Raw genomic sequence first — 23156 nt, forward strand, 5'->3', positions numbered from 1 at the left:
TGCTGCTGTCGACATGGGCAGCAGCCCACCCGTTAAACCTCCCCCGACCCCTGTAGGAACGAGCTTGCTCCGGGCGGCGTTCCGACGAAGGTCGTCAACGATAACGCTGTCATTCAAATTTCCCGTGGCGCTCTCAGGTTTTTCGCTTGCAAGCTCGCGCCTACAGGGCCTCATAAAACTTGTACAAATAATTTGACTTGTACACCTTTGAATCTATGATGAAGTCATGTTGTACAGAAAAATTTCTCTGTACAGGTTTAGATTCGAGGTGCTTCGATGCCCCACCCCCCTGTAAAACCAAAGATCGGGATCAGCGCCTGTCTGATGGGTGCCGAGGTGCGCTTTAACGGTGGGCACAAGGCGTCGCAGTTGTGCAGCCAAGTCCTCACGGACTACTTCGACTTCGTGCCGGTGTGTCCGGAAGTCGCGATCGGCCTCGGCATTCCGCGAGCGCCTATCCGCCTGGTGGGCGATCCCGATCACCCCCAGGCCATCGGCACACGCGCCCCTGCCACTGACGTTACCCAGCCACTGGCCGAGTACGGCGAGAAAATGGCCGCGGAACTGAGCGATATCTGCGGCTACATCTTCATGCAGAAATCCCCTTCCTGCGGCCTGGAGCGGGTCAAGGTCTACCACGCCAACGGTGCGCCAGTGGACGGCGGTGGCCGTGGCATCTATGCCCGGGCGTTCTGCGCTCTGCACCCGGATTTACCGGTGGAAGAAGACGGCCGACTCAACGACCCGGTCCTGCGGGAAAACTTCCTCACCCGCGTGTTCGCCTACAGCGCCTGGCAACAGTTACAGCAAGAAGGCCTGAGCCGTCGCGGCCTCACGGACTTTCACTCGCGCTACAAATACCTGCTGATGGCGCACAACCCGGTGCAATACAAAACCCTGGGCAACCTGCTGGGCAACATGGGGCAGACCGACCCCAGCGAACTCGGCCCACGCTATTTCAGCGAATTGATGGCAGCCTTGAAAAAATGCGCCACCCGCCGCACTCACACCAACGTCTTGCAGCACATCAGCGGCTACCTCAAACAGGCAATCAGCGCTGAAGACAAGCAGGAAATGCAACACGTCATTGGCCAATACCGCCTCGGCATCGTGCCGCTGGTGGTACCGCTGACCCTGCTCAAACACTACTTTCGCCAACACCCGGACCCGTACATTGCGCAGCAGGTTTACCTGCAACCCCACCCGGAAAACCTCAGCCTGCGAAACGCAATCTAATGAAAACCCGACTCGACAGCAGCGCCAGCGAAGACCTCGGCGCGGATTTCAAGAAAGCCCTCGACGACGGCTGGCTGCCGATCCGTGAAGTCGCCCGGCAGACCGGCGTCAACGCCATCACCCTGCGCGCCTGGGAACGGCGATATGGCCTGATCGTGCCGCAACGCACGCCCAAGGGCCATCGGCTGTTCTCGGCCGAACACGTTCAACGCATCCTGACGATCCTGACCTGGCTCAACCGTGGCGTGGCCGTCAGCCAGGTCAAGCAACTGCTCGATACCCAGCAGGCCTTCTCCGAGCCCGTCGAAAATGACTGGCAGGTGCTCTGCCAGACGCTGCTGCAAGCGGTCACGCAACTGAACGAGCGCGTCCTTGATGACACCGTCAATCAGGCCATGGCGCTGTATCCGCCCAGGACCTTGTGCGAACACCTGTTGATGCCGCTGCTGGCGGAACTGGAAAAACGCTGGCAAGGTCAATTTGGCGCGCAAATGGAGCGGGTATTTTTTTACGCCTGGTTACGCAGCAAATTTGGTGCGCGCATCTACCATAACAACCGTCAGTTGCGCAGTGCGCCGCTGCTGTTGATCAATCAATCGGACCTGCCGCTGGAACCTCACCTGTGGCTCACCGCATGGCTGATCAGCAGTGTCGATTGCCCGGTGGAGGTGTTCGACTGGCCACTCCCCGCCGGCGAACTCGCGTTAGCGGTTGATCACCTGCAAGCCCGCGGCGTACTGCTGTATTCCAGCAAAGCCCTCAACCTTGCGCAGCTGCCGAAACTTTTGCATGGGATCAGTTGCCCAAAAATGATTGCCGGGCCAACGGTGTGCATCCACCACGCCGAGTTGTCCGCAAGAACTACCGCGATCACTGACGTGTTCCTGGCCGAAGATCCGCTATCGGCTCATCAGGACCTGGTTCAGCGCGGGCTTATCTAATGTTTCGTTCGGACACCACCATGCAATTGATCTGGCTGCGCAGCGACTTGCGCCTACATGACAACACCGCGCTTTCGGCCGCCGCTGCCCGCGGCCCGAGTGTGGCGGTGTACCTGCTGAGCCCGGAGCAATGGCGCGAACACGATGACGCCCCGTGCAAAGTGGATTTCTGGCTGCGTAACCTCGGCGAGTTGAGCCAGGCGTTGGGCGAATTGAACATCCCGCTGCTGATCCGCAAGGCATCGCGTTGGGATCAAGCGCCGGCCGTGCTGCTCGATCTTTGCCAGCAGTTGAACATCGACGCGGTGCACGTCAACGAGGAATATGGCATTCATGAAACCCGCCGCGATGCAGCGGTCGCCGAAACACTGAACACTCAAGGTATCGACTTTCACAGCTACCTCGATCAGTTGCTGTTCAAGCCCGGCACCGTGCTGACCAAGACCGGCACCTATTTCCAAGTCTTCAGCCAGTTCCGCAAGGTCTGCTACGAACGCCTGCACCGGTCACTGCCGAACCGGGTGAGCAAGCCGATGGTTCAAGCCCCGCTGAACATCGCCAGCGACACAATCCCCGCGAGCGTCGAGGGCTTCGACACGCCCAGCGACGGTTTGCGTGCTCTCTGGCCGGCCGGTGAAACCGAAGCCCGACGCCGGCTCGAGACCTTTGCCGACGCCCAGATCGACTACTACAAAAGCGAACGCGACTTCCCGGCGAAACCCGGCACCAGCCAGCTCTCGGCTTATCTCGCCGCAGGCGTGATTTCACCACGTCAGTGCCTGCACGCCGCCCTGCACAGTAATCAGGGTGAGTTCGAGAGCGGCAAGGTCGGCGCTGTCACCTGGATCAACGAACTGCTGTGGCGCGAGTTCTACAAACATATCCTGGTGGGCTATCCACGGGTGTCCCGTCACCGCGCCTTTCGCCCGGAAACCGAAGCCCTGGCCTGGCGCGATGCGCCGGACGAACTTGCCGCCTGGAAAGAAGCCCGTACCGGCCTGCCGATCATCGACGCAGCCATGCGCCAATTGCTTGAAACCGGTTGGATGCACAATCGCTTGCGCATGGTGGTCGCCATGTTCCTGACCAAGAATCTGCTGATCGACTGGCGCGAAGGTGAGCGCTTTTTCATGCGTCACTTGATTGATGGCGACCTCGCCGCGAACAACGGTGGCTGGCAGTGGAGTTCGTCCACTGGCACCGATTCGGCGCCCTACTTCCGGATTTTCAACCCGCTGAGCCAGTCGGAAAAATTCGACGCCGACGGCCTGTTCATCAAGCACTGGCTGCCGGAACTGGCCGGGCTGGATAAAAAACAGGTGCACAACCCGGCGAATGTCGGCGGGTTGTTCGGCGTCGCGGATTATCCGTCGCCCATCGTCAATCTGAGTACGTCGCGGCAACGGGCGCTGGCCGCGTTCAAGAACCTGCCGCCACGCGAGCATGCTGGAGGTGGCCATGAGTGATTTCCTGCGGCGCTTTGCCCGGCAGTTCGCGGCGCTGGACAAGGACCATCTGCAACACCTCGACGCGCTGTACACCGACGATGTGCACTACACCGATCCGCTGCACGAAGTACAGGGCCTCGGGCAGCTACACGACTATTTCGCCGAACTGTACGCCGGCGTCAGCGAACTGCGCGTTGATTTTCACGGCTTCGACCAGATTGCTGAAGGCGAAGGTTATCTGCGCTGGGTCATGAGTTACCGCCATCCGCGCCTGGCTGACGGCCAGTTGATTCGGGTCGATGGCTGCTCGCACTTGCTCTGGCGCGACAAGGTTTATCGCCACCGGGATTACTTCGATGCCGGGGCGCTGCTGTATGAACATTTACCCGTATTGGGCCGGGCGATTGCCTGGCTGAAAAGGAGAATGGGATGAGTCTTGCACCTCCACGCCGCTATTGGCTGACCGGCGCCAGCAACGGCATTGGCGCCGCACTGGCCGAGGAAATACTGAAAACCGGCGCGCATCTGGCGGTCAGCTCGCGTTCGCTGGCACCACTGAAAGTCTTGTCCCAGCGTTACCCGGGGCAAGTACTGGTCGTGGCTGGCGATCTGACCAACAGCCAGACCGTGCGCGAAATCGGCGAGCAGATTGCCCAGGCCTGGGGCTCGCTGGACACGGTGATCCTCAATGCCGGCACGTGCGAATACGTGGATGCCAAGCAGTTCGATGCCTCGATCGTCGAACACGTGGTGCGCACCAACCTGCTTGCCAGCAGCTATTGCATCGAAGCGGCCCTGCCGCTGCTGCGCGAGGGTACCGCGCCGCATCTGGTGGGTGTCGCCAGTTCAGTGACCTACATTCCGCTGCCAAGGGCGGAAGCGCATGGCACGTCGAAGGCCGGGCTGCGTTACCTGTTCGAATCCCTGCGCATCGATCTGGCCCCCGAAGGCATCGAAGTCACCGTGGTCAGCCCGGGGTTTGTCGATACGCCACTGACAGAGCACAACGACTTCCCGATCCCCCTCAGCTGGCCGCTGGATAAAGCGGCACGGCACATTTTCGAGCAGCTCAAAAACCGTCCCCTGGAGATCGCCTTACCGGCCATGCTATTGGCAGCCCTGTGGCCGCTATCGAAACTGCCTGACCGGATAAAACTGGAGATCGGCAAGCGCATGGTGCGCAGCAATCCGCCGATCATGGACATACCGTGAAATAGCGATTGTTGGCCTCGGACTCTGCCGAGCGCTGCTGTTTGCGCTCCCGCGCCTCATGCTCAGGCGGCTGATGCCCATTGTCAGCAACTGAGCGTCCGTCAGGCCTTTCACACAGCACCGGTCCACTGCCTTACACTGCGGCCCATGAAAACCATTCCCCACACGCAAATCGCCGAACCGGCGGTCACTTGCTCGACCTGCGCAGCCTGTTGCTGTCAGCTCGAAGTCATGCTGATCACCGACACGGGCGTGCCCGAACGATTTATCGATACCGATGATTGGGGTGGGGAAGTCATGCTGCGCCTGGACGACGGCTGGTGCGCCGCGCTGGATCGCAACACCATGATGTGCACCATCTACGAAAAACGGCCGCTGATCTGCCGGGAATTCGAGATGGGCGCGCCGGAATGCATCGACGAACGCCAGGGGATTACCACGGCGTATCGGTGAGTCATCGAGTACGCCTTCGCGGGCAAGCCTCGCTCCTACAGGGAATTTGTCGATCACGGCAACGTGAATCGACTCAACTTCTGTAGGAGCGAGCCTTGCCCGCGAAGCTTTTGACCTTACAGCGGCATCGTGTAGTGAAGCGCGTAGCTTTCTACACCGTCGTTCGGGGTGCTGATCCCGGCATTGGAATAGTGCGTGGCGCGAACCCCGACTTCATGCCCGCCCGCAAAGCGCAGACCAAAGCCGAAACGGTCTTCGAACTGAAAGGCATTGCCGAGGTTGTTGTTTTCGACTTCGGTATTGGCGAACACCGCCACACCGACACCCAGCTCTACGTAGGGTTTGACGTTCTGCCCGGCGAACTCGTAAACCAACACCGGCGAGAACGACAGGCTGTGGTTGCTGGAGGTCTTGTCACCGTCCCAATAGGTGTAGGCACCGCTCCAGTAACCGGTCAAGCGACCGACATCACTTTGCAACCAGCTCTTGTCCCAATCGAATTGCATGCCCAGTCGATAGGTCATGGTCGACTCGCTGGTCTGGCCGACCGCGAACTCCACGCCTGCCGCCTGTGCGGTAATACTTTGCCCCATCAATGCGGCCGCAATCGCGGCCAAGCAGAATAGTCGCTTCATTAGAAACATCCTTTTCCGAACAATTTCGTATGGTTTTTTGGTTTCTTATCGCTATAGAAGTCGACGTTAAATCAGAAGTTCACCCCAATTATTCGTTTTCCCCAAAAATCTGTTCACACCGTGAAGCTTTGCACAACACCAGCGGTATTCCACAGGATCGGCAAGATATTTCTGAAATGCTCCGGATCGGCACTCGTCCAGAATTGCGCGGCGCGTGCAGGCCCCTCGGCGAGTAACTCGCGCTCGGCCAGCAAACGTTGAAGTTGCCGCGCTACGGCGGCGCCGGTATCGATCAAGCTGATGTCATCGGGGATCATCTGCTTAAGCAATGGCTTTAGGAAGGGATAATGCGTGCAGCCGAGAATTATCGTGTCGCACCCGGCACCGAGCAGCGGTTCGACATACCGGGCCAGTAACTGGCGCAACGCCAGGCTGTGCAAATCGCCGTTTTCAATCAGCTCCACGAGGCCTGGACACGGCTGGGTAATCACTCGCACATCCGTGGCGAAACGATCGAGCAGCGCGGCGAACTTGGCACTCTGCAAGGTGCCGGTGGTGGCCAGCACACCGACCACACCACTGCGGGTCGCGGCAGCCGCCGGTTTGACTGCGGGCTCCATGCCGACAATGGGCCACTCGGGATAATCACGGCGCAAGTCTGCAACACCGGCAACCGTCGCCGTGTTGCAAGCCAGCACCAGCGCCTTGGCGCCCTGCTGTTGAAAAAACCCGGCCATCACGCTGCAACGCTGACGGATGAATTCCGGGGTTTTCTCGCCGTAGGGAATATTCCCGCAATCGGCGACGTACATCAGTGATTCATTGGGCAGTAAACGCTGGATCTCGGCCAACACCGAAAGCCCGCCGACGCCGGAGTCGAACACGCCGATCGGCGCTTCACGCATGGGCCGTACCACAGACGCTGCAACCCGGATCACGCTTGACCCGCAACTCACGAAAACGCGTGCCCAGCGCATCGATCAACAGCAGGCGTCCCACCAGCGGCTCACCGAATCCGGCCAACAATTTCATCGCTTCCAGCGCCTGAAGACTACCGACCAGGCCAACCAAAGGACCAACGACGCCGGCTTCGCTGCAGGTCAGCTCGGCTTCGCTGCCATGCCCGTACAAACAGTGGTAGCACGGACTTTCCGGGCGGCGCGGGTCGAACACCGACAACTGCCCTTCAAGACGAATCGCCGCACCGCTGACCAGCGGTTTGCCGGCCGCCACACACGCGGCGTTGACCGCTTCGCGTGTGGAGAAGTTATCGGAACAGTCGAGCACCAGATCCACGGCGGCCACGGCAGCGGCCAGGGAATCTTCGTCCAGTGCGGCGCGATGGGCGACCAATTGAATCTCGGGATTGATTGCGCTCAAACGGCGGATCGCCGAATCAACCTTGCTCGTGCCCACACTGTCGGTGTCGTGAATGATCTGGCGTTGCAGGTTGGTCAGGTCGACCGTGTCGAAGTCCGCCAGGTGCAGCTCACCGATGCCAGCTGCGGCCAGGTAAAGCGCCACCGGCGAACCGAGACCGCCGAGGCCGACGATCAGCACACGGCTTTCTTTGAGTCGCAACTGACCGTCGATGTCGACGTGCTGCAACAGAATCTGACGGCTGTAGCGCAACAATTCCTGATCATTCAGCACGGCAGTCGTCCCAGGCTGATGCGTTGGTGGCCGCCCAGATCGGTGCGGCTGTGCACGTCTTCAAAGCCGCGAGTCAGCAGCAGATCGCGAACGGCCTCGGCTTGATCGTAACCGTGTTCGAGCATCAACCAGCCGCCCGCTCCCAGGTAATCCGGCGCCTGGGCGACGATCAGACGCAGATCGTCGAGCCCGTCGATACCGGCCACCAACGCACTGGCAGGTTCGAAGCGCACATCACCTTCCACCAGATGCGGATCAGCCGATGCGATGTAAGGCGGGTTGCTGATGATCAGTTGAAAACGCTGACCTTGCAGCGCGCTGAACCAATGGCTGCTCAGCACGGTGGCGTTGTTCAGGTGCAGGCGCTGACGATTGCGCTCGGCCAGGGCCACGGCTTCCAGCACGCGATCCACGGCAGTCACTTTCCAGGCCGGACGTTCGCTGGCCAGGGCCAACGCGATGGCGCCACTGCCGGTGCCCAAATCGAGAACGCTGGCTGGTGTGGCGGGCAGCAATTCCAGAGCGGCTTCCACCAGCAGTTCGGTGTCCGGACGCGGAATCAGCGTGTGCGGCGCGACTTCCAGGTCGAGCTTCCAGAAACCTTGCTGGCCAAGAATGTAGGCCACCGGCTCGCCGCCGCGACGACGTTGCAAATAATCGGCGAAGGTCAGTGCCGCTTCACTCGGCACGATGCGCTCGGGCCAGGTGTGCAGGAAACTGCGGGATTTGCCCAAGGCTGCCGCCAGCAATAATTCTGCATCCAGGCGCGCGGTGGGCGAGTCAGGCAAATCGGCGGCGCGCAACAAACTGGCAATGATCGTCATTTACTCACCTATCGCCGCCAATTGGTCGGCCTGGTATTCGGCCAGCAAAGGCTCGATCACTGCGTCGACGCCGCCCGCGAGGATTTCGTCGAGGGAATACAGCGTCAGGTTGACCCGGTGGTCGGTGACCCGGCCCTGGGCAAAGTTGTAGGTACGGATCCGCTCGGAGCGATCGCCGGAACCTACCAGCAGTTTACGCTCGCTGGCGATGGCATTGGCCGCGGCGCTGGTCTGCTGGTCGTTGAGCTTGGCCGACAGCCAGGCCATCGCCCGGGCGCGGTTCTTGTGCTGGGAACGTTCTTCCTGGCACTCCACGACAATACCGGACGGCAAGTGCGTGATGCGGATCGCCGAGTCCGTCTTGTTGACGTGCTGACCGCCAGCCCCGGAGGACTTGTAGGTGTCGATGCGCAAATCGGACGGATTGATCTCGATCGCTTCCTGCTCGTCCGGCTCGGGCAACACCGCCACGGTGCACGCCGAGGTGTGGATACGGCCCTGGGATTCAGTCGCCGGAACCCGCTGCACGCGGTGCGCGCCGGATTCGAATTTCAGCTTGCCGTAGACATTCTCGCCTTCGACGCGAGCGATGACTTCTTTAAAGCCACCGTGCTCGCCGATGTTCTCCGAGAGGATTTCCACGCGCCAGCCGCGACGCTCGGCGTAACGTGAATACATGCGGAACAGGTCGCCGGAGAAAATCGCCGCTTCGTCACCGCCGGTGCCGGCACGGATTTCGAGGAACACGTTGCGACCGTCGTTCGGGTCCTTGGGCAGCAGCATGCGTTGCAGGCTGGCTTCGAGTTCGATCAGTTGCTCTTTGGCTTCGCGGACTTCTTCCACGGCCATTTCACGCATGTCCGGGTCGCTGTCCTTGAGCAGTGCCTGGGCACCTTCGAGGTCATCCTGGGTTTTCAGCAACTGTTTATAGGTGTCGACAATCGGCTCGACTTCCGCGTATTCCTTGGAATAGGTGCGGAATTTGTTCTGATCGGAAATGACCTCGCCGTCGCCAAGCAAGGCGGTCAATTCCTCGAAACGGTCCTGGAGGATGTCCAGCTTATTGAGCAGTGACGCTTTCATTGCGGTTTTTTATCCGAAAAGCTATCCGATGAGCCCTCACCGAGGGCAAAGAGTTCCTGGGCCATGGCCAGTGCATCGAGGCGACCTTCGGCAGAAAGCTTTTTCAACTGCACGCTCGGTGCGTGCAAGAGTTTATTGGTCAGGCCGCGCGCCAGCTGCACCAGCACGTCTTCGGCGCTGCTGCCGTTGGCCAGCATGCGCTGGGCCTTCTGCAATTCTTCGTCGCGCAGGCGCTCGCTTTGCTGACGATAGGCCTTGAGCACATCCACCGCCGCCAGTTCACGCAGGCGCACCATGAAATCTTCGGCGCCGACCGAGACCATCTCTTCGGCCGCCTGGGCTGCACCCTGACGGCTCTTGAGGTTCTCGGCGACCACTTCGTGGAGGTCGTCGACGCTGTACAGGTAAACGTCGTCCAACTCGCCGACTTCCGGCTCGATATCCCGGGGCACGGCGATATCCACCATGAAAATCGGCTTGTGCTTGCGCAGTTTCAAGGCGCTTTCCACCGCGCCTTTACCGAGAATCGGCAACTGGCTGGCCGTGGAGCTGATGACGATGTCGCTGCGCACCAGCTCTGCCGGAATGTCCGAGAGCAACACCGCATGGGCGCCAAACTGTTCGGCCAGGATGCTCGCGCGCTCCAGCGTCCGGTTGGCGACCACGATGCGCTTCACACCCAGTTCGTGCAGATGCCGCGCGACCAGGGTGATGGTCTCGCCCGCGCCGATCAGCAAGGCCTGGCTGCGTTGCAAGTCGCTGAAAATCTGTTTCGCCAGGCTGACCGCGGCAAACGCCACGGACACCGGGTTTTCGCCGATGGCGGTGTCGGTGCGCACTTGCTTGGCGGCATTGAACGTCGCCTGAAACAAGCGCCCGAGCAGCGGGCCGATGGTGCCAGCCTCGCGCGCCACGGCGTAGGCCGATTTCATCTGGCCGAGAATCTGCGGTTCGCCCAACACCAGCGAATCGAGCCCGGAGGCCACCCGCATCATGTGACGAACTGCCGCATCATCTTCATGCACATAAGCGCTCGCGCGCAGCTCGTCGAGGCTCAAATGGTGATAATCGGCCAGCCAGCGCAGGATGATGTCCGCCGAAAGGTGGTCCTGCTCTATATAAAGCTCACTGCGATTGCAGGTGGAGAGGATCGCAGCTTCGCGGCTGTCGGTGAGTCGGCAGAGCTGCTGCAAGGCCTCCACCAGCTGCTCAGGGGTAAAGGCCACGCGCTCGCGGACGTCTACTGAAGCAGTCTTGTGGTTAATACCGAGTGCAAGGAAGGCCATTCAAGGTCGCTGATGGTGACGTGAAGCCGGCAATTGTCCTACTTCGCCGGGGCCAGAACAACTACCGCTGACTATTGTCCTGATACCGGACGCCTATTAAGAAGGCAAAGACCTGTCGGAGCTGGCGTTCGCGCAAATTGACAGGCCGGTTATGTTTGGCCGAAGGCTTGTGTCATGATGATCCGACCGCAGGTTAGTCGTCCTCTTCCTATATGAATAGATCTTCCGCGTTGCTCCTCGCTTTTGTCTTCCTCAGCGGCTGCCAGGCCTTGGCGCCCGTTTCGTCGGACGGTACGCCGCCGGTCGAAGACAGCACTCCAGCCCCTGAAAAGCCCAAGGTCTACAGCTCATTCAGTGAGGAAACCGTCTTCAGCCTGTTGAGCGCCGAACTGGCTGGCCAGCGCAATCGTTTCGACATTGCCCTGGACAACTACGTGACCCAGGCCATCAACACTCAGGATCCGGGCATCTCCGAGCGGGCATTCCGTATTGCCGAGTACCTGGGCGCCGATCAGGCCGCCCTGGATACCGCGTTGATCTGGGCGAAAAACGCACCGGACGACCTCGAAGCGCAACGGGCCGCTGCCGTGCAACTGGCTCGCGCCGGGCGTTACGACGACTCCATGGTCTATATGGAGAAAGTCCTGCAAGGCAAGGGCGATACCCATTTCGACTTCCTCGCCCTGTCTGCTGCCGATACCGACCAGGACACGCGCAACGGCTTGATGAAAAGTTTTGACCGTTTATTGCAGCGTCATCCGAACAACAGCCAGCTGATTTTCGGCAAGGCCTTGCTGCTGCAACAGGACGGCGATTCCAAAGGCGCACTGGCCTTGCTGGAAGACAATCCGCCGGACGAAGGCGAAATCGCACCGATTCTGCTGCGCGCACGCCTGCTGCAAACCCTCAACCGCGGCGATGAAGCCCTGCCGCTGCTGCAAAAAAGCATCAAAAAGTACCCGGACGACAAACGCCTGCGCCTGACCTACGCGCGCATGCTGGTCGAACAAGACCGCATGGACGACGCCAAAGCCGAGTTTTCGAGCCTGGTCCAGCAATACCCGGAAGACGACGAACTGCGTTACTCCCTGGCGCTGGTTTGCCTGGAAGCCAAGGCCTGGGACGAGGCCAAGGGTTACCTCGAAGACCTGATCGCCCGGGAAAGTCATGTCGACTCGGCGCACCTGAACCTCGGCCGTATCGCCGAAGAGCGCAACGACCCGCAGGGCGCGTTGATCGAGTACGCCCAGGTCGGCCCGGGCAACGACTATCTGCCGGCACAATTGCGTCAGGCCGATATCCTGATGAACAACGGCAAGACCGCCGAAGCCCAAACTCGTTTGGCGGCAGAGCGTGAAGCACAACCCGATTACGCGATTCAGCTGTACCTGATCGAAGCCGAAACCCTGTCCGCCAACAAACACGGCGACATGGCCTGGAAAGTCTTGCAGCAAGGCTTGCAGCAATACCCGGACGATCTGAATCTGCTTTACACCCGCGCCATGCAAGCGGAAAAACGCAATGACCTGGCGCAGATGGAAAAGGACCTGCGACAGATCATCAAGCGCGACCCGGACAACGCGATGGCATTGAACGCCCTCGGCTACACCCTGTCCGACCGTACGACGCGCTATGCCGAAGCCAAGGCCCTGATCGAACAGGCGCACCAGATCAATCCGGAAGACCCGGCGGTACTCGACAGCCTCGGCTGGGTGAACTTCCGCATGGGCAATCTCGACGAAGCCGAACGCCTGCTGCGCAAGGCACTGGAGCGCTTCCCCGACCAGGAAGTCGCCGCTCACCTGGGCGAAGTCCTGTGGGCCAACGGCAAGCAAAAAGAAGCCAGGCAAATCTGGGGCAAATTCCTCAAGGAACAGCCTGATAGCCCAACCCTGCGCAGCACCATCAAGCGCCTGACCGGATCAGAGACTCTTTAAGATTATGTTTTTGCGCCACCTTATCGTTTTCAGTTTCATCGCCCTGCTCGCCGGTTGCGCGGGCTTCGGCGCCCGCGAATCGGTCCAGGGTCAAGGCAACCCGGCCCAATGGCGCGAGTACAAACAGCAAATGACCAGCCTCGACGGCTGGCAGATCAACGGCAAGATCGGCATTCGCGCACCGAAAGACTCCGGCAGCGGCACGCTGTTCTGGCTGCAACGCCAGGATTATTACGACATTCGCCTCTCCGGCCCACTGGGTCGCGGCGCCGCACGCCTGACCGGTCGCCCCGGCAAAGTCTCGCTGGAAGTGGCCAATCAAGGTCGCTATGAAGCGCCGACACCTGAAGTGTTGGTCGAAGAACAATTGGGCTGGAAGTTACCGGTGTCCAATCTGGCCTGGTGGGTTCGCGGGCTCCCGGCGCCGGCCAGCAAAAGCCGCCTGACACTGGACGCCGACAGCCGCCTGGCCAATCTGGAACAGGATGGCTGGCAGGTCGAATACCTCAGCTATGTCGAGCAAAACGGCTTTTGGCTGCCCGAGCGGATCAAACTGCATGGCACCGACCTTGATGTCACGCTGGTGATCAAGGAATGGCAACCTCGCAAACTGGGGCAGTGAACATGACTGCTCCTCGTTTGACCCTGCCCTCGCCTGCCAAACTCAATTTGATGCTGCACATTCTTGGGCGCCGTGAAGACGGTTACCACGAACTGCAGACGATCTTTCAGTTTCTCGACTATGGCGATGAGATCACCTTCGCCGTTCGCGATGATGGCGTGATTCGTTTGCACACCGAATTTGACGGCGTGCCGCACGATAGCAACCTGATTGTCAAAGCCGCGAAAAAACTTCAGGAGCAATCCGGTTGTTCGCTCGGCATTGACATCTGGATCGAAAAAATCTTGCCCATGGGCGGTGGTATCGGTGGCGGCAGTTCAAATGCCGCGACAACGCTTCTCGGTCTGAATCACCTCTGGCAACTCGGCTGGGATGAAGATCGGCTGGCCGTGCTGGGCCTGACACTCGGCGCCGACGTCCCGGTTTTCGTGCGTGGCCACGCGGCTTTCGCCGAGGGTGTGGGAGAGAAACTCACCCCCGTTTACCCCGAGGAACCGTGGTATCTCGTGCTGGTGCCGCAAGTATCTGTAAGTACAGCAGAAATTTTTTCAGATCCGTTGTTGACACGTAACTCTTCTCCCATTAAAGTGCGCCCCGTTCCCAAGGGAAACAGTCGTAATGACTGCTTGCCGGTGGTAGCAAGGCGTTACCCAGATGTACGTAACGCTTTGAATTTGTTAGGTAAATTTACCGAAGCAAAACTCACCGGAACTGGAAGTTGTGTGTTTGGGGGCTTCCCAAGCAAAGCTGAAGCTGATAAAGTCTCGGCCCTTCTTACAGAGACCCTTACAGGGTTTGTAGCAAAAGGAAGCAACGTTTCGATGTTGCATCGCAAGCTGCAAAGTCTGCTCTAAAGGAACCGATTACTGGGTAATCGTTGCAACAGATACAGGGGCGTCGCCAAGCGGTAAGGCAGCAGGTTTTGATCCTGCCATGCGTTGGTTCGAATCCAGCCGCCCCTGCCATTTTCTATACTCATCCAGGTTACCCTCAGCCTCTAGGTACTGCGCGTGTCCAAGATGATGGTCTTTACGGGGAATGCTAACCCCGATCTGGCTCGGCGTGTTGTACGTCAGCTGCATATCCCTCTCGGTGACATCTCTGTCGGTAAGTTCTCCGACGGCGAAATTACTGCCGAGATCAATGAAAACGTCCGCGGTAAAGATGTCTTCATTATTCAGCCGACTTGCGCTCCGACCAACGATAACCTGATGGAACTGGTAGTGATGGCTGATGCCTTCCGCCGCTCCTCGGCTACTCGTATCACTGCTGTTATTCCTTACTTTGGTTATGCCCGTCAGGATCGCCGTCCGCGTTCCGCACGTGTGGCTATCAGCGCGAAAGTCGTTGCTGACATGCTTACCGTAGTCGGCATCGACCGTGTTCTCACGGTTGATCTGCATGCTGACCAAATCCAGGGTTTCTTCGATATTCCGGTAGATAACATCTACGGCTCCCCGGTATTGGTGGATGACATTGAAGATCAGCGCTTCGAAAACCTGATGATCGTGTCCCCGGACATTGGTGGCGTCGTGCGTGCACGTGCTGTTGCCAAGTCCCTGGGCGTGGACCTCGGGATCATCGACAAACGCCGTGAGAAAGCCAATCACTCTGAAGTGATGCATATCATCGGTGATGTCGAAGGGCGTACCTGTATTCTGGTCGATGACATGGTCGATACCGCCGGCACTCTGTGCCACGCGGCCAAGGCCCTGAAAGAGCATGGCGCTGCCAAGGTTTTCGCCTACTGCACACACCCTGTGCTGTCCGGTCGGGCGATCGAAAACATTGAAAATTCCATGCTGGACGAACTGGTGGTGACTAACACCATCCCGTTGTCCGCTGCTGCTCAAGCCTGCTCGCGTATCCGTCAACTGGATATCGCGCCGGTAGTTGCCGAAGCGGTCCGCCGCATCAGCAATGAAGAATCGATCAGCGCGATGTTCCGTTAAGGGCCCTGCCCTTCTCGATCATCTCGTTGACGAAAAGCGCCCCGCCCCGGCATTCCTGTCGGGGCGGGGCTTTTTTGCCCATATCGCCTTTAGCGCTGGTCGCAAACGCTGGGGCGAATGTGGTTATTTTGGAGATACAACATGAACGATTTTACTCTGAATGCTGAAGTGCGTTCCGACCTGGGGAAAGGTGCGAGCCGCCGCCTGCGTCGTCTCGCAAGCCTGGTACCTGCTGTAGTTTACGGTGGCGAAAAAGCCCCTGAATCCATCAGCATGCTGGCTAAAGAAGTTGCCAAACTGCTCGAAAACGAAGCGGCTTACAGCCACATCATCGAGCTGAACGTTGGCGGCACCAAGCAAAACGTCATCATCAAAGCGCTGCAGCGTCACCCGGCTAAAGGCCACGTGATGCACGCTGACTTCGTACGCGTTGTAGCTGGCCAGAAACTGACCGCTATCGTGCCTGTACACTTCGTTGGCGAAGAAGCTCCGATCAAGAAAGGCGGCGAAGTTTCGCACGTTGTTGCTGAAATCGAAGTGACCTGCCTGCCTAAAGACCTGCCTGAATTCATCGAAGTCGACCTGGCTGACGCCGAAATCGGCTCGATCATTCACTTGTCCGACCTCAAAGCCCCTAAAGGCGTTGAGTTTGTTGCTCTGGCACACGGTGATGACAAGGCTGTTGCCAACGTCCACGCTCCACGTGTTGCTCCAGAAGCGACTACTGAAGAAGGCGAAGCAGAGTAATTTCACTCTGTTCGCCGGAGTGACCGGAAACATCGCGGACTAGAGCGTAGCGAGAAAGCGGGCGAGAACGCGGAGTTTACATAATGGTAAATGAGCACTTGTCGTCCACTTTCGCCGCACTCCCTGATTGCGGCGATGTTATCCACCACTCCAAGGAAGGGCCCCTATCGTGACCGCCATCAAACTGATCGTTGGCCTGGGAAATCCAGGCGCTGAATACGAACAGACCCGGCATAACGCAGGGGCCCTTTTTGTTGAGCGCATCGCGAACGCACAAGGCGTAAACCTTGTGGCAGATCGCAAGTATTTCGGCCTGACCGGGCGCTATTCGCATCAGGGTCAGGATGTTCGTCTGCTGATTCCCACCACGTACATGAACCGCAGCGGCCAGGCCGTCGCGGCACTCGCCGGTTTCTTCCGCATCACGCCTGAAGAAATCCTCGTGGCGCACGACGAACTCGACCTGCCACCCGGCGTCGCCAAGCTCAAACAGGGCGGCGGCCATGGCGGGCACAACGGGTTGCGCGACATCATTGCGCAACTGGGCAATCAGAATACCTTTCACCGCTTGCGGCTTGGCATTGGCCACCCGGGCGTTGCCAGTATGGTTTCAAATTTCGTCCTGGGTCGTGCGCCACGCGCCGAACAGGAAAAACTCGATGCCAGCATCGATTTTGCCCTCGGCGTGCTGCCGGATATCCTCGCCGGGGAATGGAACCGCGCGATGAAAAACCTGCACAGCCAGAAGGCCTGACTCACTCCTCGGGGAAAACACCATGGGATTCAATTGCGGCATCGTCGGCCTGCCTAACGTCGGCAAGTCCACCCTATTCAACGCCCTGACCAAATCCGGGATCGCGGCCGAGAACTTCCCCTTCTGCACCATCGAGCCGAACACCGGTATCGTGCCGATGCCGGATCCGCGTCTGGAAGCCCTGGCGGCCATCGTCAATCCAAAACGCATCCTGCCGACCACCATGGAATTCGTCGACATCGCTGGCCTGGTTGCCGGCGCCTCGAAAGGTGAAGGCCTGGGCAACAAGTTCCTCGCCAACATCCGTGAAACCGATGCCATCGCCCACGTGGTCCGCTGCTTCGAAGACGAGAACGTGATTCACGTCTCCAACAGCGTCGACCCGAAACGCGACATCGAGATCATCGACCTGGAACTGATCTTCGCCGACCTCGACAGCTGTGAGAAGCAACTGCAGAAAGTCGCGCGCAACGCCAAGGGTGGTGACAAGGACGCCGTGGTCCAGAAAGGCCTGCTCGAGCAATTGATCGCTCACTTCACCCTCGGCAAGCCTGCGCGCACCCTGATGAAGACCATGGGCGCCGACGACAAGGCAGTGATTCGTGGTTTCCACCTGCTGACCACCAAGCCGGTCATGTACATCGCCAACGTCGCTGAAGATGGTTTCGAAAACAACCCGCTGCTGGACATCGTCAAGGCCATCGCCGAAGAAGAAGGCGCCATGGTGGTTCCGGTCTGCAACAAGATCGAAGCCGAAATCGCCGAACTGGAAGACGGCGAAGAAAAAGACATGTTCCTCGAAGCCCTGGGCCTCGAAGAGCCTGGCCTGAACCGCGTGATCCGCGCCGGCTACGAAATGCTGCACCTGCAGACCTACTTCACCGCCGGTGTCGAAGAAGTCCGCGCCTGGACCGTCCGCGTCGGTGCTACCGCGCCGCAAGCTGCGGGCGTGATCCACACCGACTTCGAAAAAGGCTTCATCCGCGCCGAAGTCATCGCCTACGACGACTTCATCCAGTACAAGGGCGAAGCCGGCACCAAAGAAGCCGGTAAATGGCGTCTGGAAGGCAAGGACTACATCGTTAAAGACGGCGACGTGATGCACTTCCGTTTCAACGTGTAAAACCTCTGCTCACGAAAAAGCCGCGTTTGATACGCGGCTTTTTTGTGCCTGAAATATTCCTCCACCACACCACCGAACCAATGCGGGGGGTCAGGCTTTTTTGGTGCGCGGCAGGAAGATCGCCAGCACTCCGAACAACGGCAGGAACGAACACAGGAAGTACACGTACTCAATGCCGTGAATGTCCGCCAGATGCCCAAGCAACGCCGCGCCAATCCCGCCGAAACCGAACATCAATCCAAAGAACACCCCGGCAATCATCCCGACATTGCCCGGCACCAATTCCTGCGCATACACCACAATGGCCGAGAACGCCGAGGCCAGGATGAAGCCGATGACCACGCTGAGAATGCTGGTCCAGAACAGGTCGACATGCGGCAGGAGCAACGTGAACGGCGCGACCCCGAGGATCGAGAACCAGATCACCGCCTTACGCCCGATCTTGTCGCCGATCGGCCCGCCGAAGAAGGTCCCCGCCGCTACTGCGCCAAGAAACAGGAACAGGTGCAACTGCGAACTCGCCACCGACAGGTCAAACTTCTCGATCAAGTAGAAGGTGAAGTAACTGGTGAGGCTGGACATGTAGAAATACTTGGAAAACACCAGTAACCCGAGCACCACCAGCGCACTGATGACGCGGTTCTTCGACAAGCCATGGGTCGCCGCCTGGCCTTGCTTGAGCTTGAACAGGCTCAAGTGATTGGCGTACCAGCGGCTGATCCGGTAAAGCACGAACAGCGCAAACACCGCGAACAGGCCGAACCAGGCAACATGGCCCTGACCGTAGGGAATGATGATCGCCGCCGCCAGCAACGGACCGAAAGCCGAACCCGCGTTGCCGCCGACCTGAAAGGTCGATTGCGCCAGGCCGAACCGCCCACCGGAGGCCAGTCGCGCCACGCGAGATGCCTCGGGATGGAAGGTCGAGGAGCCGATACCGATCAACCCCGCTGCCAGCAGAATCAACGGGAAGGTGCCGACCACCGACATCATCAAGATACCGATCAGCGTGCAGACCGTCCCCGCCGGTAGCAGCCAGGGTTTTGGGTGGCGATCGGTGTAGTAGCCGACCCATGGCTGCAGCAGCGAGGCCGTTAGCTGGAACGTCAGGGTGATCAATCCGACCTGGGTGAACGTCAGGCCGTAATTGGCCTTGAGCATCGGATAAATCGACGGCAGCACCGACTGAATCAGGTCGTTGATCAAGTGCGCCAGCGCCACCGCGCCGATGATGCGCATGACCAAAGGGCTGCTTTGTGAAGTCGCGGACGCCGGCGCGGTACCGGCTTGGGCGTTGCTGATAGCCATAGGAGTTTCCGTACAACAGATGGGTGCACACGGGCAGGTGCGTCAATGTGCCATTTTTCAGTGCAGCAGCGCCATCCCCTTAGCCTGCTAACGACCTCGTTTTTCATCGCTGAAACGGTGATAGCGCAACGCCATGGTCTGAATCTTGCCTTGTTAATCCGCTTCAACGCGGCCCCTTACAAAGGGGACCGAGAATGGGAAGTTTCGCCACAGAGTCGGCCTACAGAGCTGGCGAGGGTGAACTTTCGAGGCCTTTTAAAGGGGCACAGGTCGCGGTCGCAACGACCTCGACGCACGCCAATGGTGCGTGGTGTCTACAGGAGTCATGGGGCATGCAGGCTTTTTTATCACCGGGGATCGGGCTGCTGGGGCGATTTGGCTTCGCACGCAAATTTCAGCTGTTGTTTCTGCTGTTTATCCTGCCGCTGGCAGGCAGCCTGTTGATGATCGGTCAGGACTATCGCGACAAACTGAACCTGATCTCCGGCGAGCGTGCCGGGGTTCGTCAGCTGCTCGCCCTTGATGCGCTCGATAACCTGCTCGCCGCCCAGCGTGACCGTGCTGCCCGCTGGCGTGCCACGGAAACCAATCGCCAACCGACACCGGCCACGCTCGCCGCGATGGCTGCGTTCGATGCAGTGCAGCCCGCCGTCGCCCAAGCCACCACGGACCTCGGCAACGCCTTGAAAACCGAAGGCGCCGAGGGTGAAACCCTGGCCCGTTTTCAAGCCCTGCAAACAGCGCTCAACGGCCTGGATTCAAAAAGCCTGAGCAGCGTCGGCTGGTGGCCGGATGGTTATGATCGTTTCACCAATGCCCTGAGCGCCCTGCAAGCCTTGCGCGAGCAGATCGCCATGGACAATCGCCTGACGCTCGCACCGTGGCTGGAAACCTATTTGCTGACGCAGATCTCCACGCAGCACGCGCCGGACCTGATCGAACGGGTCGGTCGTCTGGCCAGCGTCGGCCAGGCGTCGGTGGTGTCCGGACAGTTCACCCTGCAAAGCCGCCTGCAATTGCGCGACCTGCGCAGCCGCATCGGTGATGCCCGGGAGCAGTTGGCAAAAACCGCCAGTCTGCTCGAAGCGCGGCTGCCCAGCGCCTTGCAAGCCTGGGCCGGGCAATACCACGACAGCCTCAAGCACCTCGACGCCGAGCTGAAAGTCCTCGATGAAGGTGTGTTCGGCGGCAGCATCAAGCTCAAGCCGGAAGAGTTCGAACGCAGCCTCGACACGCTGCTCACCGACCTTGCTTCACTACGCCAGCAATCGTTGGTGTCGCTGGATCAGCGCCTGGATTATTACCACGGCTCGGCGATTCGCCAGTTCATCCTGGTGGCAACGATCTTTGGCTGTCTGCTCCTGGCCGCGCTGTACCTGTTTATCTGTTTGCAGGCCTCGATCCGTCGTAGCGCCAGCGGCATCACTGTGTTGGCCGAAGCATTGCGCGACGGCAATCTGAGCCTGCAAGTGCCGGTACAGGGCCGCGACGAACTGGCCGCTATCAGCACCGCCCTCAACGTCGCCGTGGTGCAACTGCGCAACAGCCTGCTGGGGGTCGATCACGAAACCCTGCAACTGAGCAACGCGGTGCGCACGCTCAACCATCACTCCAGCGGTGCCCTCGGGGAAGTCGAGGCGCAGCAGATGCAGATCAGCCAGATCGCCGCTGCGGCCACGCAATTGGCCGCCACCTCCCAAGGGGTCGCCCAGAGTTGCGAACAAGCCTCCGGCAGCGCTCAGCACACCCAGCGCATCGCAGCCGACAGCAGCCGTGACAGTCAGCGCACGACGGCGAGCATCCAGCAACTCAATCAGCGCTTGAACGAGACGGCTGCAGCGCTCGGCCGGGTCAGCGAACAAGGGCAGCAGATTCAATTGGTGGTGGATACCATTCGCGGAGTGGCTGAACAAACCAACCTGTTGGCGCTCAACGCCGCCATTGAAGCGGCCCGCGCGGGCGAACAAGGTCGCGGCTTTGCGGTGGTGGCCGACGAAGTGCGCAGCCTGTCGCAACGCACCCAGTCCTCGACTGCGCAAATCGCCGGCACAGTCGACAGCTTGCGCAGCACGGTGAATGAAGCCGTGAGCCTGATGGAAGCCGCCTGTGGCCAGGCGCAATCCGACGCGCAAGCCGTCACCGGTCTCGGCGAACGCCTGGGGGAAATTGCCAGCGCCGTGCAGAGCGTCACCGACACCTTGGCGCAGATCGCCACAGCAGTCGACGAGCAAGCGACCACCGCCGACGAGGTCAGCGGCAACATCCAGCAAGTCGATCAGGCAGCGGTACGCTTGCTCGAAGGCGCGCGGGCGGTGAACCTCGCGGCAGACACCTTGAGCCAGGGCAGCAAGGCCTTGAGTGCCAATACCGGGAGATTTCAGCTCAGTTGATGCCCTCCCCGATCCCGATTTTTCGGGTCAGGAGGATAAGCGGTTGAAAGCGTAGAGAAATATTTTAGATTTACGCTTGACACATCATCGTTACGAGCCAATAATGCGCGCCACTTGGCTACATAGCTCAGTTGGTTAGAGCATAGCATTCATAATGCTGGGGTCCGGGGTTCAAGTCCCTGTGTAGCCACCAAGTACTAAAAACGGCTTACCGAAAGGTAGGCCGTTTTTTTATGCCTCGAGAAAAGTGCTGCCGCGCAACGCGGCAAGCACTTGATTCGTATCAGGTCCGAAGTGTTGCCAACGTGGACAAGCTCCGCTCCCAAATCTGCCAGGTACGCAACCAGACCATCGCCTGCCAGTCGCTGTCGGCGGGATAGAACTGCTCGAGCAGATTCAGTTTGATCCCACGCCCCGTTGAATCATTCGGATTGCCATGCAGATGCAGCCAATGATCATCGCGCAGATGACGATGAACCTCAGCCCCCGGATACGTCCCACACTCGATCACGAATGGCATCAACCGCACCTGCGGCAATGCATTGATCAAGGCCTGCGAGGTGTAACCGGTGGCGGTCGCCGCCACACCGGTTTCACTCAGCGTGTCGGCGCCGGTGTGCAAGGTGTAGAGCCACGGACCATAAATGGCCTGGGCCTCTTCCAGCGCCGGATAGGCCGCCTCGGTAATGGTGAGCAACATCGGATGACCGTACTCGCCAGCGCCGGTGTGCAAGTCGAAACACATCGCGACGTCGGCGTGAGCGACGTGCTTCTGAATGATCTGGTGCAGCGTCCGGTTCGACCAGCTCGGTGCCCGTCCACCATAAAACAAGCCATCGGGATAGCTGTGCTGACCGCCCTCGACAATCGACATCACCGCCGGCCAACCGTGGGCGCGAATCTGTTCGTCGAGCAGGGCGTCGGCGCGATCACGTTCGGGGCCTTGCAGCTCGGTGCAGGCATAGATTTCATGCAGCGCGGCGTAAGCCCGGTTGTCCGGCAGCGGACGATCGAAGTTCAGGTGATTGCGGTTCAGGTCAATGTTGTCTTCGTTGACCCGACGCAACCACGCCGTGCCCCAAGGGTTGATCAAGTGGATCATCACCACCGCGACATCAGCCGGCAATGAACGCTTGCCCAGTTCCTGCATCCACTTGATCTGACACCCCGAGCCGTAGAAGCCTTCGACCCCGTGAGTGCCGCTCAGCGCAATCAACAGCCGCTTGGCGCGCGGATCGCCCAGCACCGCCACATCGGTGCTCAGGGACTCATCGAAAGGCCCTTTGAGCGGATGCGGGTATTCGGTCAGCGTCGCGCCGGCCGCAGTCGCTGCCGCCAGGAACTGTTCTCGCTGAGTGCGGTAACTCGCCTGGGTGGGAAACTCGGTCTGCATGTCTGCCTCTTGTTGATCTTCTGGCCAGTCTGATGCCCTCGACCCTACAGAAAATCCTCCCATTCATGAAGGGCAAAAGTGTCGTCGCCGCGGGACCTGGTTTGCGTCCCACCCTGTCGGCCGATAAAGTCCGAGGATCTTTTCCCACGGATGGAGTGC

22 protein-coding genes and 2 tRNA genes are annotated in these 23156 nt (G+C 59.6%); 16 read left to right on the forward strand and 8 right to left on the reverse strand.

The window, feature by feature from the left end:
- The first annotated feature begins 276 nt into the window (after window positions 1-276).
- The 6 genes from ACA057_RS26400 to ACA057_RS26425 all read left to right on the forward strand — a co-directional run bounded on the left by ACA057_RS26400 (window position 277) and on the right by ACA057_RS26425 (window position 5290).
- Window positions 277-1236: a YbgA family protein gene (locus ACA057_RS26400; protein ID WP_497343591.1), complete on the forward strand. Its 960-nt coding sequence runs from the start codon at window positions 277-279 to the stop codon at window positions 1234-1236.
- Window positions 1236-2177, forward strand: coding sequence for a MerR family transcriptional regulator (locus ACA057_RS26405; RefSeq protein ID WP_497343593.1), 942 nt, complete (start codon window positions 1236-1238; stop codon window positions 2175-2177). The genes ACA057_RS26400 and ACA057_RS26405 overlap by 1 nt, the downstream gene beginning before the upstream one ends.
- A 20-nt stretch (window positions 2178-2197) precedes the next feature.
- Window positions 2198-3643 carry a deoxyribodipyrimidine photo-lyase gene (gene phrB / locus ACA057_RS26410; RefSeq protein WP_497343595.1) on the forward strand — a complete coding sequence of 482 codons (1446 nt, stop codon included), beginning with the start codon at window positions 2198-2200 and terminating at the stop codon, window positions 3641-3643.
- Window positions 3636-4058, forward strand: a complete 423-nt coding sequence (locus ACA057_RS26415) for a nuclear transport factor 2 family protein (protein ID WP_497343597.1) — start codon at window positions 3636-3638, stop codon at window positions 4056-4058. The genes phrB and ACA057_RS26415 overlap by 8 nt, the downstream gene beginning before the upstream one ends.
- On the forward strand, window positions 4055-4837 hold the full coding sequence (locus tag ACA057_RS26420) for an SDR family NAD(P)-dependent oxidoreductase (protein ID WP_497343599.1): 783 nt from the start codon (window positions 4055-4057) through the stop codon (window positions 4835-4837). The genes ACA057_RS26415 and ACA057_RS26420 overlap by 4 nt, the downstream gene beginning before the upstream one ends.
- A gap of 147 nt (window positions 4838-4984) precedes the next feature.
- Complete coding sequence (locus ACA057_RS26425; protein WP_008153413.1) at window positions 4985-5290, forward strand: YkgJ family cysteine cluster protein; 306 nt, start codon at window positions 4985-4987, stop codon at window positions 5288-5290.
- A 116-nt stretch (window positions 5291-5406) separates the two neighbouring features.
- Here ACA057_RS26425 and ACA057_RS26430 read toward each other — a convergent pair whose 3' ends face one another.
- The 6 genes from ACA057_RS26430 to hemA all read right to left on the reverse strand — a co-directional run bounded on the left by ACA057_RS26430 (window position 5407) and on the right by hemA (window position 10771).
- Window positions 5407-5925 (reverse strand): acyloxyacyl hydrolase, encoded by a 519-nt coding sequence (locus tag ACA057_RS26430; protein WP_497343601.1) that lies wholly within the window; start codon window positions 5923-5925, stop codon window positions 5407-5409.
- 113 nt (window positions 5926-6038) lie between these two features.
- Window positions 6039-6830, reverse strand: coding sequence for a glutamate racemase (murI, locus tag ACA057_RS26435; protein ID WP_497343603.1), 792 nt, complete (start codon window positions 6828-6830; stop codon window positions 6039-6041).
- Window positions 6823-7578 (reverse strand): molybdopterin-synthase adenylyltransferase MoeB, encoded by a 756-nt coding sequence (locus tag ACA057_RS26440; protein ID WP_497343605.1) that lies wholly within the window; start codon window positions 7576-7578, stop codon window positions 6823-6825. Before ACA057_RS26440 ends, murI begins: the two co-directional genes overlap by 8 nt.
- Entirely contained in the window at window positions 7572-8402 is an 831-nt protein-coding gene (gene prmC / locus ACA057_RS26445) for a peptide chain release factor N(5)-glutamine methyltransferase (RefSeq protein ID WP_497343607.1), read from the reverse strand. The genes ACA057_RS26440 and prmC overlap by 7 nt, the downstream gene beginning before the upstream one ends.
- Complete coding sequence (prfA, locus tag ACA057_RS26450; protein WP_497343609.1) at window positions 8403-9485, reverse strand: peptide chain release factor 1; 1083 nt, start codon at window positions 9483-9485, stop codon at window positions 8403-8405.
- Entirely contained in the window at window positions 9482-10771 is a 1290-nt protein-coding gene (gene hemA / locus ACA057_RS26455) for a glutamyl-tRNA reductase (protein ID WP_237885248.1), read from the reverse strand. Before hemA ends, prfA begins: the two co-directional genes overlap by 4 nt.
- Window positions 10772-10983: 212 nt before the next feature.
- Here hemA and ACA057_RS26460 point away from each other — a divergent pair, with 212 nt between their 5' ends.
- From ACA057_RS26460 to ychF, 8 genes are all read left to right on the forward strand, one after another.
- Window positions 10984-12708, forward strand: a complete 1725-nt coding sequence (locus ACA057_RS26460; protein WP_497343611.1) for a tetratricopeptide repeat protein — start codon at window positions 10984-10986, stop codon at window positions 12706-12708.
- A gap of 4 nt (window positions 12709-12712) precedes the next feature.
- Complete coding sequence (lolB, locus tag ACA057_RS26465; protein ID WP_497343613.1) at window positions 12713-13330, forward strand: lipoprotein insertase outer membrane protein LolB; 618 nt, start codon at window positions 12713-12715, stop codon at window positions 13328-13330.
- Window positions 13331-13332: 2 nt separating this feature from the next.
- Window positions 13333-14184 carry a 4-(cytidine 5'-diphospho)-2-C-methyl-D-erythritol kinase gene (ispE, locus tag ACA057_RS26470; protein WP_497343615.1) on the forward strand — a complete coding sequence of 284 codons (852 nt, stop codon included), beginning with the start codon at window positions 13333-13335 and terminating at the stop codon, window positions 14182-14184.
- A 36-nt stretch (window positions 14185-14220) separates the two neighbouring features.
- Window positions 14221-14295: transfer RNA gene (locus ACA057_RS26475), tRNA-Gln, on the forward strand.
- 45 nt (window positions 14296-14340) lie between these two features.
- Window positions 14341-15282 carry a ribose-phosphate pyrophosphokinase gene (locus ACA057_RS26480; RefSeq protein WP_003208392.1) on the forward strand — a complete coding sequence of 314 codons (942 nt, stop codon included), beginning with the start codon at window positions 14341-14343 and terminating at the stop codon, window positions 15280-15282.
- 141 nt (window positions 15283-15423) lie between these two features.
- Window positions 15424-16029 (forward strand): 50S ribosomal protein L25/general stress protein Ctc, encoded by a 606-nt coding sequence (locus ACA057_RS26485; RefSeq protein ID WP_497350026.1) that lies wholly within the window; start codon window positions 15424-15426, stop codon window positions 16027-16029.
- A gap of 169 nt (window positions 16030-16198) precedes the next feature.
- Window positions 16199-16783, forward strand: coding sequence for an aminoacyl-tRNA hydrolase (pth, locus tag ACA057_RS26490; protein WP_008153430.1), 585 nt, complete (start codon window positions 16199-16201; stop codon window positions 16781-16783).
- A 22-nt stretch (window positions 16784-16805) separates the two neighbouring features.
- Window positions 16806-17906, forward strand: a complete 1101-nt coding sequence (gene ychF, locus ACA057_RS26495; protein WP_008153431.1) for a redox-regulated ATPase YchF — start codon at window positions 16806-16808, stop codon at window positions 17904-17906.
- Between the two features lie 90 nt (window positions 17907-17996).
- Here ychF and ACA057_RS26500 read toward each other — a convergent pair whose 3' ends face one another.
- Window positions 17997-19214, reverse strand: a complete 1218-nt coding sequence (locus tag ACA057_RS26500) for an MFS transporter (protein ID WP_497343617.1) — start codon at window positions 19212-19214, stop codon at window positions 17997-17999.
- Between the two features lie 332 nt (window positions 19215-19546).
- On the opposite strand from ACA057_RS26500, the gene ACA057_RS26505 reads away from it, so the two are divergent.
- Complete coding sequence (locus ACA057_RS26505) at window positions 19547-21604, forward strand: methyl-accepting chemotaxis protein (RefSeq protein ID WP_497343619.1); 2058 nt, start codon at window positions 19547-19549, stop codon at window positions 21602-21604.
- Between the two features lie 116 nt (window positions 21605-21720).
- Window positions 21721-21797 (forward strand) — tRNA-Met (locus ACA057_RS26510).
- 90 nt (window positions 21798-21887) lie between these two features.
- Here ACA057_RS26510 and ACA057_RS26515 read toward each other — a convergent pair.
- Window positions 21888-22997 carry a DUF2817 domain-containing protein gene (locus tag ACA057_RS26515; RefSeq protein WP_497343621.1) on the reverse strand — a complete coding sequence of 370 codons (1110 nt, stop codon included), beginning with the start codon at window positions 22995-22997 and terminating at the stop codon, window positions 21888-21890.
- Window positions 22998-23156: the final 159 nt, after the last annotated feature.

The sequence above is a fragment of the Pseudomonas sp. LBUM1661 genome (assembly GCF_059695925.1).

Bases quoted from the DNA above. Each gene is read 5' to 3' on its own strand.
- ACA057_RS26500 (WP_497343617.1), bottom strand. From the start codon at position 19,214: ATGGCTATCAGCAACGCCCAAGCCGGTACCGCGCCGGCGTCCGCGACT.
- ACA057_RS26460 (WP_497343611.1), top strand. From the start codon at position 10,984: ATGAATAGATCTTCCGCGTTGCTCCTCGCTTTTGTCTTCCTCAGCGGC.
- ACA057_RS26515 (WP_497343621.1), bottom strand. From the start codon at position 22,997: ATGCAGACCGAGTTTCCCACCCAGGCGAGTTACCGCACTCAGCGAGAA.
- ispE (WP_497343615.1), top strand. From the start codon at position 13,333: ATGACTGCTCCTCGTTTGACCCTGCCCTCGCCTGCCAAACTCAATTTG.
- ACA057_RS26420 (WP_497343599.1), top strand. From the start codon at position 4,055: ATGAGTCTTGCACCTCCACGCCGCTATTGGCTGACCGGCGCCAGCAAC.
- lolB (WP_497343613.1), top strand. From the start codon at position 12,713: ATGTTTTTGCGCCACCTTATCGTTTTCAGTTTCATCGCCCTGCTCGCC.
- ACA057_RS26400 (WP_497343591.1), top strand. From the start codon at position 277: ATGCCCCACCCCCCTGTAAAACCAAAGATCGGGATCAGCGCCTGTCTG.
- phrB (WP_497343595.1), top strand. From the start codon at position 2,198: ATGCAATTGATCTGGCTGCGCAGCGACTTGCGCCTACATGACAACACC.
- prmC (WP_497343607.1), bottom strand. From the start codon at position 8,402: ATGACGATCATTGCCAGTTTGTTGCGCGCCGCCGATTTGCCTGACTCG.
- ACA057_RS26405 (WP_497343593.1), top strand. From the start codon at position 1,236: ATGAAAACCCGACTCGACAGCAGCGCCAGCGAAGACCTCGGCGCGGAT.
- ACA057_RS26505 (WP_497343619.1), top strand. From the start codon at position 19,547: ATGCAGGCTTTTTTATCACCGGGGATCGGGCTGCTGGGGCGATTTGGC.
- hemA (WP_237885248.1), bottom strand. From the start codon at position 10,771: ATGGCCTTCCTTGCACTCGGTATTAACCACAAGACTGCTTCAGTAGAC.
- murI (WP_497343603.1), bottom strand. From the start codon at position 6,830: ATGCGTGAAGCGCCGATCGGCGTGTTCGACTCCGGCGTCGGCGGGCTT.
- prfA (WP_497343609.1), bottom strand. From the start codon at position 9,485: ATGAAAGCGTCACTGCTCAATAAGCTGGACATCCTCCAGGACCGTTTC.
- ACA057_RS26485 (WP_497350026.1), top strand. From the start codon at position 15,424: ATGAACGATTTTACTCTGAATGCTGAAGTGCGTTCCGACCTGGGGAAA.
- ACA057_RS26425 (WP_008153413.1), top strand. From the start codon at position 4,985: ATGAAAACCATTCCCCACACGCAAATCGCCGAACCGGCGGTCACTTGC.
- ACA057_RS26415 (WP_497343597.1), top strand. From the start codon at position 3,636: ATGAGTGATTTCCTGCGGCGCTTTGCCCGGCAGTTCGCGGCGCTGGAC.
- ACA057_RS26430 (WP_497343601.1), bottom strand. From the start codon at position 5,925: ATGAAGCGACTATTCTGCTTGGCCGCGATTGCGGCCGCATTGATGGGG.
- ychF (WP_008153431.1), top strand. From the start codon at position 16,806: ATGGGATTCAATTGCGGCATCGTCGGCCTGCCTAACGTCGGCAAGTCC.